Annotated in this window: 15 protein-coding genes; 9 read left to right on the top strand and 6 right to left on the bottom strand. The window is 66.3% G+C overall.

All coding sequences use genetic code 11. The features are described 5' to 3' along the window. Window positions 1-60: 60 nt before the first annotated feature. On the bottom strand, window positions 61-1,446 hold the full coding sequence (locus tag RAH32_RS05945; RefSeq protein WP_306606056.1) for a diguanylate cyclase: 1,386 nt from the start codon (window positions 1,444-1,446) through the stop codon (window positions 61-63). Window positions 1,447-1,546: 100 nt separating this feature from the next. Between RAH32_RS05945 and RAH32_RS05940 the strand changes: the two genes are divergently transcribed. Genes RAH32_RS05940 through RAH32_RS05930 form a run of 3 tightly spaced genes read left to right on the top strand, consistent with a single transcriptional unit; the run spans window position 1,547 to window position 3,409 of the window. Next, window positions 1,547-1,834: a DUF3572 domain-containing protein gene (locus tag RAH32_RS05940; protein WP_306606054.1), complete on the top strand. Its 288-nt coding sequence runs from the start codon at window positions 1,547-1,549 to the stop codon at window positions 1,832-1,834. A 52-nt stretch (window positions 1,835-1,886) separates the two neighbouring features. Continuing rightward, window positions 1,887-2,402, top strand: coding sequence for a heme NO-binding domain-containing protein (locus tag RAH32_RS05935; protein WP_306606052.1), 516 nt, complete (start codon window positions 1,887-1,889; stop codon window positions 2,400-2,402). Continuing rightward, window positions 2,399-3,409, top strand: coding sequence for a GGDEF domain-containing protein (locus tag RAH32_RS05930; RefSeq protein ID WP_306606049.1), 1,011 nt, complete (start codon window positions 2,399-2,401; stop codon window positions 3,407-3,409). The genes RAH32_RS05935 and RAH32_RS05930 overlap by 4 nt, the downstream gene beginning before the upstream one ends. Here RAH32_RS05930 and tpiA read toward each other — a convergent pair. The 3 genes from tpiA to RAH32_RS05915 form a co-directional block, all read right to left on the bottom strand. Further along, entirely contained in the window at window positions 3,384-4,127 is a 744-nt protein-coding gene (gene tpiA / locus RAH32_RS05925) for a triose-phosphate isomerase (RefSeq protein ID WP_306606047.1), read from the bottom strand. The genes RAH32_RS05930 and tpiA overlap by 26 nt on opposite strands. Before the next feature lie 89 nt (window positions 4,128-4,216). Continuing rightward, window positions 4,217-4,588 (bottom strand): HesB/IscA family protein, encoded by a 372-nt coding sequence (locus RAH32_RS05920; protein ID WP_306606045.1) that lies wholly within the window; start codon window positions 4,586-4,588, stop codon window positions 4,217-4,219. Between the two features lie 141 nt (window positions 4,589-4,729). After that, on the bottom strand, window positions 4,730-5,083 hold the full coding sequence (locus tag RAH32_RS05915; RefSeq protein ID WP_306606044.1) for an SUF system Fe-S cluster assembly protein: 354 nt from the start codon (window positions 5,081-5,083) through the stop codon (window positions 4,730-4,732). A gap of 121 nt (window positions 5,084-5,204) precedes the next feature. Here RAH32_RS05915 and tgt point away from each other — a divergent pair, with 121 nt between their 5' ends. From tgt to RAH32_RS05900, 3 genes are all read left to right on the top strand, one after another. Beyond that, window positions 5,205-6,335: a tRNA guanosine(34) transglycosylase Tgt gene (tgt, locus tag RAH32_RS05910; RefSeq protein ID WP_306606042.1), complete on the top strand. Its 1,131-nt coding sequence runs from the start codon at window positions 5,205-5,207 to the stop codon at window positions 6,333-6,335. A 107-nt stretch (window positions 6,336-6,442) separates the two neighbouring features. Beyond that, on the top strand, window positions 6,443-7,612 hold the full coding sequence (gene rnd / locus RAH32_RS05905; RefSeq protein WP_306606563.1) for a ribonuclease D: 1,170 nt from the start codon (window positions 6,443-6,445) through the stop codon (window positions 7,610-7,612). 5 nt (window positions 7,613-7,617) lie between these two features. Next, window positions 7,618-8,610, top strand: coding sequence for a GNAT family N-acetyltransferase (locus tag RAH32_RS05900; RefSeq protein WP_306606040.1), 993 nt, complete (start codon window positions 7,618-7,620; stop codon window positions 8,608-8,610). A gap of 14 nt (window positions 8,611-8,624) precedes the next feature. Here the strand turns inward: RAH32_RS05900 and RAH32_RS05895 are convergent, their stop codons facing one another. Continuing rightward, complete coding sequence (locus RAH32_RS05895; RefSeq protein ID WP_306606038.1) at window positions 8,625-9,383, bottom strand: PAS domain-containing protein; 759 nt, start codon at window positions 9,381-9,383, stop codon at window positions 8,625-8,627. Between the two features lie 230 nt (window positions 9,384-9,613). Here RAH32_RS05895 and gmk point away from each other — a divergent pair, with 230 nt between their 5' ends. From gmk to RAH32_RS05880, 3 genes are read left to right on the top strand one after another with little or no spacing between them, the layout of a single operon-like run. After that, window positions 9,614-10,243, top strand: coding sequence for a guanylate kinase (gmk, locus tag RAH32_RS05890; protein ID WP_306606036.1), 630 nt, complete (start codon window positions 9,614-9,616; stop codon window positions 10,241-10,243). Then, complete coding sequence (locus RAH32_RS05885) at window positions 10,240-10,761, top strand: gamma carbonic anhydrase family protein (RefSeq protein ID WP_306606035.1); 522 nt, start codon at window positions 10,240-10,242, stop codon at window positions 10,759-10,761. Before gmk ends, RAH32_RS05885 begins: the two co-directional genes overlap by 4 nt. Next, window positions 10,761-11,870, top strand: coding sequence for a sensor histidine kinase (locus RAH32_RS05880; protein WP_306606033.1), 1,110 nt, complete (start codon window positions 10,761-10,763; stop codon window positions 11,868-11,870). The genes RAH32_RS05885 and RAH32_RS05880 overlap by 1 nt, the downstream gene beginning before the upstream one ends. Window positions 11,871-12,173: 303 nt before the next feature. Here the strand turns inward: RAH32_RS05880 and RAH32_RS05875 are convergent, their stop codons facing one another. Beyond that, window positions 12,174-12,542, bottom strand: coding sequence for a hypothetical protein (locus tag RAH32_RS05875; RefSeq protein ID WP_306606030.1), 369 nt, complete (start codon window positions 12,540-12,542; stop codon window positions 12,174-12,176). Window positions 12,543-12,841 lie beyond the last annotated feature (299 nt).

Raw genomic sequence — 12,841 nt, 5'->3', positions numbered from 1 at the left:
CTGCCAATGTAGGGGCTGATCCATTCGGATACCAGACCGGTTCCCGCGCCTTTCGCCCCCTCAGCAGACCGGCTGCGTCGGTGCCATCAGCACGCGGTTGCGCCCCAGCGACTTGGCGGCGATCATCGCGCGGTCCGCACGCTCCAGCGCGATCTCCGCCAGGATGTCGGGGCGGCTGATGCAGAAGGGCGTCTGTTCCATGGCCACCCCGATCGACAGCGTCGCCTGAACCTCTCCTCCGCCCGAGATGCGGGGCAGCAGCGTCGGCTGGGCTTCGACGGCGCGGCGGATTTCCTCGGCCATCCGAAACGCCTCGGCCTCGGTGGCGTTGGGCAGAACCACCAGGAACTCCTCTCCTCCCAGGCGGGCGGTCAGGCCCCGGCTGGACACGATCTCCTCGACCCGGTGGGCGATGTCGCACAGGACGGCGTCGCCCGCCGCATGGCCGAAGCTGTCGTTGATCGCCTTGAAGCGGTCCAGATCCAGCGCCATCACGGCGAAACCCGATTGCCGCCGCATGGCGCCGCGCGCGATCTCGACCAGGCGGGGCATGGCATAGCGGCGGTTGTAAAGGCCGGTCAGGGGATCGGACATGGCCCAGGCCATGTTGCGCTTCATCTCTTCGCGCCGGCTGTCGGCGCGGCGCTTGCGGTCCAACTGGTTGCGCAAGGCCAGCGCGGCGATTTCGGCATTGTTGTCCTCGGCCGGGTCGAGGGGCAGAACCTCGCCCGCGCCCAGATCCAGGGCGATGGCGCAAAGCTCTTCGCGCTCGGGCGCGACGAGGACGGCGAAGCCCGCCTCCTTCGAGCCGTTCCGCGACCGCAGTTCCGACAGAAGCTGCAGGCCGTCGCCCTTGCGGTCGATGTCTGCCGCAATGATGTAGAGATCCGCGCCATCGCCCTGCGCCGCCGCGCTGAGCGTTTCGTCGGGGCTGGATATGGCGAACCGGCAGTTCAGGCGCGGTTGCAGGACATGGCGCCAGCGTTGCGCACGCGCGGGCTGATCGGCCACCAGGACGACATTGCCGGACGGCGCATGGGAAAAGCCCGCCGCCTGTTCGGCCATCCCGAATTCTGGGGAATCGTCCGCCTCGGCGTCCCGCAACAGGCCACGGACCCGGGCCAGAAGCATCTGTTCATCGACCCGGGGATCCAGAACGGCCGCCGCGCCCGCCTCCAGCGCCTCGACCCGGCGCTGGCCGTTGGCCAGGACCAGGACTGGCGTGCGGGGGCGTTCCACGGACACCAGTTGAAAGAAATCCGCCAGCGGCAAATCCGTGAAGCCCGGTCCCAACAGAATCAGATCGGGGCGTCCAAGGCGCAGTTGCGACAGGAGTTCGCTTGCCGACGCGGCCGCCAGCACATCGTAACAGGCGCCAGACAGCCTGACCTTGAGGCTGATCCGGCTGGTTGCGCTGCTTTCCGCGATGAGGATACGCGCAGTCACAGATAACGCCCCTTTACGACAATTTTCCAAAGAATTGCATTGATTCCTTAATAAAGGGTTTCCAAACAGGCAGGACTGGGCCGCATCAGGGAAACATGTGATGACATATACGCGAGAATCCGCGCAGGATCTGGCCATGGGCGTTCTTCTCTACATGGTCGAACGGCCCGAACTGCTGGGCGGGTTCCTGGGCGCGACCGGCCTTCAGCCCCAGGACTTGCGCCAAGCCGCCGGCAATCCCGACATCGCGCTGCACGTCCTGGACTATCTGCTGGAGGACGACCAGCGGGTGCTGGAGGCTGCGGCGGATTTGCAGGTCGTGCCGGGGGACCTGATGCAGGCCCGCACCGCCCTGGCCGGTCCCGGCAGTTACGGCTGGGACATCTGACGTTGGGAATTTCTTCACCTCTTGCCCTTATCACGGGCGGCGGAGGTGACACATGCACGATCTGGTCAGCCGCGCGATCGAAAAATTCCTGATCGAGCAATCGGTTTCCCCCGAAAGCCAGGCGGACACCCTGCCCCCGGGCCGGTTGCTGCATGACGCCGCGCGCAATCTGGACAAGCCTGTCGATGAACTGGTCGAGGATCTGGGGGCCTGGCTGGTCCAGCAAGAGGAAATCTGGCGCCTGCTGCGCTTTTGCGGCCGTGATTTCCTGGATTTCCTTCTGCGGCTCGAGGAATTGCCGGACCGCATCCGGCTGATCACGGACGATGTCGATATCCCCGAAATCAGCCTGTCGCGCAGCGATGACGGTCTGCTCTGGGTCACGTTCTCGGATGGGTCGCCCGTCTGGACGTCCCTGCTGGCCGGTCTCTTGCGGGCCATGGCCGATGATTACGGCACGCTTTGCGTGATCTTCCGACAGGACGGAGGGCTGTGCATCGACGTGTCGGATTCGGCCTTCGCCGCCGCGCGCACCTTCCACCTGTCGGCCAGGGGACAGGCGCGATGACCCATGCCCTGACCCTGGGGCAGGCGGCCCTGGACCGCATGATGCCCATGCATCTGTGCATCGCCGATTGCGGGCTGATCCATTTCGCCGGCCCCACCATGCGCAAGCTGATGCCGCCCGGCGCCCAGGGGGTCGAGGATATCTTCGTCGAGGCGCGGGGCATCGCGACCGGCCATGTCATCGCCGCCATCCGCGCGGCGGAACCGGGCGACCGCCTAGCCCTGCGCCTGCGCCATCACCGCCAGCTGATGCTGCGCGGCCATGTCGTCGCGCCGGGCTTCGGGGGGCTGCTGCTGAATTTCGGCTTCGGGGTGTCGCTGTCGGACGCGGTCGCCACCTTCGGCCTGACCGAGGGGGATTTCGCCCCCACCGAACTGGCGCTTGAACTCATGTTCCTGCAAGAGGCGAACCGCGCCATCCAGCAGGAACTGGCCCGCTTCAACCGCCATCTGATGCTGGCCCGCCAGGATGCCGAGCGTGAGGCGCATACCGATGCCCTGACAGGCTTGCTCAACCGCCGGGGCTTGCAGGCGGTCATGCGCAATGCCCTGGACCCCAAGGGCGACATGCAGGGCTTTGCCCTGGTTCACCTGGATCTGGACAATTTCAAGCAGGTCAACGACCGGCTTGGACATGGCGCGGGCGACCGGCTGCTGGAAAATGTCGCGCGGGTGCTGGGCCGGGCGGTGCGGTCGCGCGATCATGTCGCCCGGATCGGCGGGGACGAATTCGTTCTTATCCTGGGGGGAAGCTGGACCTGCCAGGCATTGACCGCCATCGGCATGCGGATCGTCCAGGGGATCGAGGCGATTTCGCCGGAGGACTGCGCGGTATCGGCAAGCCTTGGGATCGTGCTGTCCGCAGGCTATGGCCCGGACAGCATCGACCAGATGCTGAATGACGCCGACGTGGCGCTCTATCGGTCCAAGCGGGCCGGCAAGGGACGCGTTTCGGTCGCGCCCCTGCCGGTGGACGCCGCGGTCAAGCCGCTGCCAGGGCCGCGATGATCGGCCCGAAGTCGATGGCCTTCAGGCTTGCTCCGCCGACCAGGGCACCGTCCACATCGGGAACGGCAAAGATCTCGGCTGCGTTGCCGGGCTTGACGCTGCCACCGTAAAGCAGGCGCACCTGCGCCGCATCCTGCACCTTGCCCGCCAGGCGTTCCCGCATCAGCGCGTGAACCTCGGCGATCTGGTCCGTGGTGGGGGTGCGCCCGGTGCCGATAGCCCAGACAGGTTCATAGGCGATGACGGTATTGGCTGCCGTGGCTCCCTCGGGGATCGACCCGTCCAATTGCGAGGCGATGACGGTCAACGTCTCGTCGCCGTCCCGCTGGGACTCGGTCTCGCCTACGCAGATGATCGCCGTCAGGCCGGCGGCATGGGCGGCGGCGGCCTTGGCCGCCACCATCGCATCGGTCTCGCCATGATCGGCACGGCGTTCGGAATGCCCCAGGATCACATAGGTTGCGCCCGCATCCTTCAACTGGCCTGCCGCAATGTCGCCCGTATGCGCGCCCGACCGGTTGGCATGGCAATCCTGCCCGCCCAGGGCGATGACAGCGCCGGCCCGTGCCTTCATCGGATGCAGAAGCATGGCCGGCGGACAGATCACGACCTCGCAGCCGGGGGCCGGATGGGCCGTGACAAGGGCGTCGATCTCGGCCAGGGCGGCCAGGTCACCGTTCATCTTCCAGTTTCCAGCAGCCAGTTTACGCGGTGCCATGCTGTCCCTCCAAACGTTTGCAAAGGCTTAGGGGCAGGGGCCGGGCTTCGCAATGATGATAGCGACGAAACCGGGCGCGAATCGCCGCATCAACCGGCGGCGCGGCTTCCTTCCAGCGGTTCGAACCGCACGGATTCCCCGCAGCCGCAGGCGTCGGTCACGTTCGGGTTGCGGAACCGGAACTGCGATTCCAGGACCCCGGTCTCATAGTCGATCTCGGTGCCGAACAGGAACATCTGCGCCTTGGGCGCGATCAGCACCCGGGCCGCGCCCTGTTCGACGACCTCCTCGTTGGGTTCCGCCGCCTGGACCAGATCCATGGTGTATTCCATGCCCGCGCAGCCGCCCTTCTTCAGCCCGATGCGCAGACCGAAGGCGTTCTTGCCCGCCATCAGCCGGGCGATCTGGCGTTCGGCGGCAGGGGTGATCGTGACCGGCACGGATCCGGGAATGGCAAACATGGGCGCGTTCCTTCTGTTCACCCCAAAGATAATCCCCCGGCCCGCCTCCATCAAGACAGGCGGGTTCTTTGCCTTGGTCCAAATATCCCGCAGGGGGTCAGGGGGACGTGAAGTCCCCCGGCGACCGCCGCCAAAGGCGGCCTACATGAAGCCCAGTTCCAGCCGCGCCTCGTCGGACATCATGTCCATCCCCCATTGCGGCTGGAAGGTCATTTCCACATCGACCTGCTTGACCCCCGGAATGGCCTCGACCGCGTCGGCGACCCAGCCCGGCATCTCGCCCGCGACGGGGCAGCCGGGCGCGGTCAGGGTCATGACGACGCGCACCTCGTTCTCGGGGTTGATCTGGATCGTATAGATCAGCCCCAGGTCGAAGATGTTGACCGGGATTTCCGGGTCATAGACGGTCTTGCAGGCTTCCACCACGCCGTCATAAAGCGGGTGGTCCGTGGTCGAGGGCGCAATCAGCGGGGCGCCTTCCTGCAAATCGGTCATGGCGTGTTCCTGTCGAATTTGCCTTCATATAGGCGCCAACCCCCCTCAGGTCCAGAGAGGGCGGATTGCGAAGCCCGTTCCCTTTCGCTAGACACGCCCGGTTCCACAGGCAGGCCCCCCGATGAGCGAGCGTTTCCATTTCACCCTTCACGCGACCGACGGCCGCGCGCGGACCGGCACCATCCACACGCCGCGCGGGGAAATCCGCACGCCCGCCTTCATGCCCGTGGGCACTGCCGCCACGGTCAAGGCGATGCTGCCGGAATCGGTGCGGGCGACCGGGGCCGACATCCTGCTGGGCAACACCTATCACCTGATGCTGCGCCCCGGCGCGGAACGGATCGCGCGTCTGGGCGGGTTGCACCGCTTCATGAACTGGGACCGGCCGATCCTGACCGATTCGGGCGGGTTCCAGGTCATGTCGCTGGCCGCCCTGCGCAAGCTGACCGAAAACGGCGTGACGTTCTCGTCCCATATCGACGGATCCCGCCACCTGCTGTCTCCCGAAACCAGCATGGAAATCCAGCGCCTGCTGGGCAGCGACATCGTGATGTGCTTCGACGAATGCCCGGCACTGCCGGCGAGCGAGGAGGCGGTGGCCCAATCCATGCGCCTGTCGATGCGTTGGGCGCAGCGGTCACGCGACGCCTTTGGCGACCGCCCCGGACACGCGCTGTTCGGCATCATGCAGGGCGGCGTCACGCCGGATTTGCGCGAGGAATCCGCCGAAGCCCTGAAATCCATCGGCTTCGACGGCTACGCCATCGGCGGCCTCGCCGTGGGCGAGGGGCAGGAGGCGATGTTCGGCGTCCTCGACTATGCGCCCGGTTTCCTGCCCCAGGACAAGCCGCGCTATCTGATGGGCGTGGGCAAGCCAGACGACATCGTGGGCGCCGTTCAGCGGGGCGTGGACATGATGGATTGCGTGCTGCCCTCGCGTTCGGGCCGCACCGGGCAGGCCTGGACGCGGCGAGGCCAGGTCAACATAAAGAACGCGCGTCACGCCGACGACCCCCGCCCCTTGGACGAAGATTGCACCTGTCCGGCCTGCACCGGCTATTCCCGCGCCTATCTGCACCACGTCTTCCGCGCGGGCGAGATGATCAGCGGGATGCTTCTGACCTGGCACAACCTGCACTATTTCCAGGAACTGATGGCGGGCCTGCGCGACGCAATCACCCAAGGGCGGCTGGATGATTTCGTGACCGATTTTCACGCAACGCGCGCGCAGGGCGACATCCGGCCGTTGTGATCCGTCAGGCTGGTTGACCGAAAGGACTTTCCAAGGCGAAGGCTTGGTCTTATGTCAGCCGGATCCGGCGGACGAACCGCCCTGCGAAAGCCCTCATGAGCGACGACATCATCACGATTACCCGGACCGACGACCTCGCGCTGTTCTGCGAGAATGCGAAGTCAGCCCCCTATGTCACCGTCGATACGGAATTCCTGCGCGAACGGACCTATTGGTCCAAGCTCTGCCTGATCCAGCTTGCGGTTCCGCCCGCATCGACGCCGAAGGCGCCGGGAGGAGAGGCCGTGCTGGTCGATCCTCTGGCCGAGGGGCTGTCGCTGGAGCCGCTGTACGACCTGTTCCGCCACCCCGGCACCGTCAAGGTGTTCCATGCCGCCCGCCAGGATCTGGAGATCTTCTTTCACGACGCGGGCCTGTTCCCCGTGCCTCTGTTCGACACGCAGGTGGCCGCGATGGTCTGCGGGTTTGGCGAACAGGTCGGCTATGAAACCCTGGTGCGCAAGATCGCCAAGGCCAACCTCGACAAGTCGTCGCGCTTCACCGACTGGTCGCGCCGCCCCCTGTCGGACGCGCAAAAGGCCTATGCCCTGGCCGACGTGACGCATCTGCGCGTCATCTATGAATTCCTGTCGGCCGAGCTTCGCAAGAACAACCGCGAAGGCTGGCTTGCCGAGGAGATCGCGGTCCTGGAAGACCCCGAAACCTATATCACCCGCCCCGAGGAAGCCTGGCTCAAGGTCCGCACGCGCACCAACTCGCCCCGCTTCCTGGCGATCCTGCGCGAATTGGCCCGCTTCCGCGAGGCTTATGCCCAGGAACGCGACATTCCCCGGTCGCGGGTCTTCAAGGACGACGCCATGATCGAGGTCGCCTCGACCAAGCCCCTGACCGAGGCCGATCTGGGCCGGTCCCGCCTGCTTCTGCGCGAGGCGCGCAAGGGCGACATCGCCAATGGCATCCTTGCCGCCGTCAAGGCCGGGATCGATTCGAAGGACCTGCCCCAGGCCAAGCCCGAGGAACCGGGCAGGCCCGGCAATGCCGCGCTGTCCGACCTGCTGCGGGTTCTTCTGAAGGCCAAGGCGGATGAATCGGGGGTCGCGCCCAAGCTGATCGCCTCCTCGGCCGAACTGGACGCCATCGCCCAGGGGGACCGCGACCTGCCCGCGCTGAAAGGCTGGCGGGCCGAGGTGTTCGGACACGACGCCCTGCGCCTTGCACAGGGAGAGATCGCACTGTCGGCCAAGGGCGGCGCGGTGCGCGTCGTCCCGATGGGCTGAACGCGGTGGCGGCCCTGGTCCTGACCCGTCCATGGCCCGAGGATGCGCCCGCCATCGCCGATGCCCTGTCCGGCTGGGATGTGGCGCAATGGCTGACTGCCGTGCCCTGGCCCTATGGGCTTGATGATGCGGCGGCCTTCGTTGCCGGTGCCGGTCTTGACGAACATGCCGTCCGTCATGAGGGCCGTCTGGTGGGCATGGTCCGCGCCTCGGCCAGTTTCGGGATCTGGATGGCGCAGGACGCGCAGGGCCGGGGGCTTGCGGAACGGGCAGCGGTCCTTGCCTTGTCCCGCCGTTTCCTTGGTGGCGCCGACGAGACAAGGGCGAACCACGTCCAGGACAACACTCGCTGTGCGGCGCTGCTGGCGCGGCTGGGTTTTCAGCCATGCGGCCAGGTCACGTTGTGGTCGCAGCCCCGGCAGCAGCAGTTGCCCGGCCTGTCGCTGCGCCTGTCCCGACAGGATTTCGCCCGCCGCCATCCCATCGTCCTGACGACGCCGCGCCTGCTGATCCAGCCTTTCCAGCCAGCCGACCTGCCCGATCTGCATCGCATCGTCACCATCCCCGAGGTGGCGTCGAAATTGCTGGTGTTCCATCCCGACATGGCGCCCGAGGAGATGGAACCCCTGTTCCGGTCGGACGGACTGCTGCCGCCCATGCGCCTGACCGTGCGGCATGGCGGGCGGATCGCCGGGTCGATCGGCATCAGCGGGGGCGATCCGTGGCGCGTCTTCTATTTCCTGGATCCGGCCCTGGCGGGGCAGGGTCTGGGAGAGGAGATGGCGCGCGCCTTTCTGAACGAGATCATCGCCCGGTTCGACCCGCCCGAATTGCTCGCCGACGTGTTCCTGGACAACCTGCCCTCACGCAGGCTGCTGAAGAACCTGGGCTTCCAGCGAGAGGAGGACCAGATGCTGTTCTCGGCCGGGCGCGGTGAGGCTGCGCCGGCCGCAATCTATCGCTGGCACCGGAAGATGCGTCCCTGGCTGCTGGCGTGATTATCCGGTCCTGATCATTCGGTTTGACCCGATGGACGTGACGGTCCCGGCAGGGTGATCAGCTGGAACTGGGACGGCCTGCGTTCCCTGTCGGCGTGGCCCAGGCTGCGCTCCGGCGCGGCCGGTCCTGCGGGCCTGGCGGGCTTTCCCGTCCGTGCGCCTCCGGCGGACCACCCCTCCCGGCCGGGATCCGAGGGGGAGGGGATCAAGGTCTTGCCGCCTTCGATGATGGGCAGAACCTCGTCCTGGATCAGGTCGAACCTGCGGGGGGCGACACCGATCTGGCCTTCGGCGATGATGCAGCCAAGGGCGCGCGTCACGTCGCCCAGATCCGAGGACAGGGGCAGAAGCAGCATCCGCGCCGACAGTTCGGGCCGGGCATATTCGGCTTTGGCGTGCAGCGTCATCTGGGCCAGTTGCGGTGCGCGGAACACCGATTCCAGCACATCCGACAACCGGCCGCGCGAACTGGAATGGGCCAGCGAACAAAAGGCCATGCCCCGCACCTCCATTCCCATCAGGTCGATCAGGTGCTGTCCGGCAAGGCGGAACCGCGCGGCGCCGGGGGCGATCCGTTCCAGGATGAAGGCATAATCCAGCGCGCGCCGGATCCCCTGGGGCTGGATATCGGACCGGGCGGGCACGGCCCGGCCCCTTCGCAGGCTGTCCCAATAGGCGCGCATGTCGGCCATGATGCGGGCAGGCTGAGTCGGGTTGAAATCGGCAAGCTGCACGATCCGGCCTGTCCGATCCGCTTCGGGCGGATACGACATCTTGTCGTCCTTCCATTCCGACAATTCTTTACCCTCGTCACCGCGCGCATCCAGGAACGCAGATACGCTATTACTACAAGATCATGATAAACATAAGTTCGCTCCATGCCGAGTCGTTTCCTAACGGATGGTTAAGACATCTACCGGCGCGTTCCGATCCGCCGCGAGGGGCTTGACCGTCAGGCATCGCTGGTCCATCCCGCCGTCAGATCGCCAAGGAAAGACGACCCATGGACCGGACCGGCCTGCTGATCATCCTGTCATCGCCGTCGGGCGCGGGGAAATCGACGCTGGCCCGGCGGCTGATGGACTGGGATCCCAGCCTGCGCTTTTCGGTATCCGCCACCACCCGTCCCCCACGTCCGGGCGAGGTGGACGGGAAGCATTACTTCTTTACCACCCCAGGCGCCTTTCACCAGATGGTCGAGCAGGGGCAGATGCTGGAGCATGCCGAGGTGTTCGGCAACCTCTATGGCACCCCCCGCGCCCCGGTCGAGGCGGCGATGCGCGACGGGCGCGACACGCTGTTCGACGTGGACTGGCAGGGCGGCCAGCAGATCCGCGCATCGTCCCTGGGGGGGCATGTCGTGTCGATCTTCGTGCTGCCGCCGTCGCTTCCCGAACTTGAACGGCGGCTGCGCGGGCGCGGGCAGGACAGCGACGCGGTGATCGCGTCCCGGATGCAGAAAAGCCGGGCCGAGATCAGCCATTGGGCCGAATACGATTACGTCCTGGTCAACGACGACCTGGACGAGACGGAAGACCGCCTGCGCGCCATCCTGACCGCCGAACGGTTGCGCCGCGACCGGCAGGGGGGACTGGGCCGCTTCGTCAAGCACCTGATGGAGGAGGACGCATGATCTGGCAACTGGACGGCATCGCGCCGCAGGTCGCGGCGGATGCCTGGGTCGCGCCCGACGCGCAACTGATGGGCAAGGTGGTGCTGGAGGACGGCGCCTCGGTCTGGTGGGGGGCCGTGCTGCGCGGCGACACCGAGGAGATCCGGGTGGGACGCGGCAGCAACATCCAGGATCTGTGCGTGCTGCACACCGATCCCGGCTGTCCGCTGGTGATCGGCGCGGATTGCACGGTCGGCCACCGGGCGATCCTGCACGGCTGCACCATCGGCGACGGCGCCCTGGTCGGCATGGGCGCGACGATCCTGAACGGCGCCCGCATCGGTGCCGGGGCGCTGATCGGCGCGGGCGCGCTGATCGCCGAAAACAAGGAAATCCCGCCCGGCGCCCTGGTCATGGGCGCCCCCGGCAAGGTGGTGCGGATGCTGGACGATGCCGCGCTTGAAGGCCTGCGGCAGTCGGCCGCCCGCTACCGCGCCAATGCCGCGCGGTTCCGCGCGGGCCTGCGCCAGGCCGGGTGATGTCCGGGCCGCATCGCCGGGCATCCGATCTGCTGGAAGGCGTGCCCGTGCCGATGCTGGCAGTCGATGACAAGGCGCGCACCATCGGGGCGAACCGCGCGGCGGTGGCGCTGTTTGGCGGGACCGATCTTCTGAACCGGCCTTTCGTCACGGTCCTGCGCCATCCGGCGGTCGTGGCCGCGGTCGATTGGGTGCTGGACCCCGACCGCCATCCCGCACCCCCGCCTGATCCACGGCTGCCCGCCCCGATCGACGGGGTGGCGCGGCTGACGGCCGTGATCGGAGCCGACGGACGCGACATTTCGGCCGAGATCACCGTGGCGCGGCTGCCCTCGGTGCTGGGGCGGGGGGCGACGATCGCGGTGCTGGACAGGTCGGCAGCCGAGGAAGCCGACCAGATGCGCCGCGATTTCGTGGCCAATGTCAGCCATGAACTGAAGACCCCCCTGACCGCGATGATCGGCTTCATCGAAACCCTGCGCGGCCCCGCCCGCGACGATGCCCGCGCCCGCGCCCGCTTCCTGGACATCATGGAGCGCGAGGCAGCCCGCATGAACCGCCTGGTCAGCGACCTGCTGTCCCTCAGCCGCGTCCAGGCCGAGGAACGCCGCCGCCCCCTGGAACGGGTGGACCTGCCCTTGCTGCTGCGGGGCGTGCTGGCGACGATGGACAACGCCGCCAAGGCCGCAGGCGTGACGGTTGAAACCCAGGGCATTGCGGGCAGCCAGGTGGTGCCGGGTGATTCCGACCAGTTGGTGCAGGTGTTCCAGAATCTGATCGAGAACGCGTTGAAATACGGCGGAACAGGCGGATACCTGGGCGTGTCGATGCGCCGGATCGACCATGAACCGCTGCTTCGTGGCCCGGCCTGGGCGGTGGAGATCCGCGACCGGGGCGAGGGGATCGAGGGGATGCACCTGCCGCGCCTGACCGAACGCTTTTATCGGGTCGATACGCATCGGTCCCGGGCGCAGGGCGGCACCGGGCTGGGTCTTGCCATCGTGAAGCACATCGTGAACCGGCATCGCGGCCGGCTGCGCATCGACAGCAGCAAGGGCCAGGGCAGCGCGTTCACGGTGATCCTGCCCGAAAGCGCCAGCCGGGGCTGAAACCCCGCCGCGCGGCTGCGGCGGGGCCGGGTTCCACGCTATTTCGCCTTGCGGGGGCGAAGCACCGACAGCAGCCCAGTCCGCCGGCCAGCATCGGGAATGCCGCAGGAACCGGGACCGGCGACGGATCGGGATCCGGCGTCACGCTGCCGAAGGTCACGTCGTCGAAGACGATCTGGTCGGCCACTCCGGCAAAGCCGGTGCCGCCAGCCACGAAGGGGCAGAAACCTGCGTTGTATTGACCGCCGCAGGTGCTGGGGGTCAGGCCAAGCGAAAGGGAGGCCAGCAGGTTGCCCGTGCCGTTCAGCCCGTCATAGACGCTGATCGATCCGGTTCGAAGATTGCGGAATGGAGGAACGAAAACCCGGCGGTAAAGCCTGCGGCGACGTTCATGAAGGTTTCGTCGCCCGACAGGAAGAACAGTCCGCCCAGCTGGGAATTAGGGTTGCCCTGCCCGCCGCGAGAGGTGTTCGAACAGGTGGTGCCAGGCGTGTTCAGGCAGATCGCCTGGGCGTTTTCGGAAAACTCGATCCCGAAGTCTGTGCCCGAGGTGCCGTCGCTGCTGACACCGTCATTGTAATAATCGCCCACGAAGGCAAAGCCTGAGGGACAGGTCGAGTTCACACCCTCGAAATCGAGAATGATTGTCGCGGCTTGGGTCCGTGAAGCCATTGCAAGAGGAATTGTCCTGGCTGCGCCGCTTAAAAGAGAACTTTTCATGCCTGATCCCTTCGACCCACAGGATTTGTTCAAATGGAGGTTTATTCACCTTGAACTATTCTTTGCTGTTGGATTGGCGACGATCTCTCAATCGGCGAAAACACGATTATAATAACGCATGAAGGATACAAGTCGGAATCAAACATGAAATAGAACGCCGTTTTCCCTGTTTTTTGATCTGACCGGGTAAATGCTCCGGCAGATTATATACACGGACTGCACGCTTCCAATTTCAGAGCCTGGAGATCCTT

The organism is Paracoccus yibinensis (assembly GCF_030846195.1).
Taxonomy (GTDB): Bacteria; Pseudomonadota; Alphaproteobacteria; order Rhodobacterales; family Rhodobacteraceae; genus Paracoccus; species Paracoccus yibinensis.
Note: the sequence above shows the minus strand (reverse complement) of the source record. Positions and strands in the feature narration are given on the sequence as shown.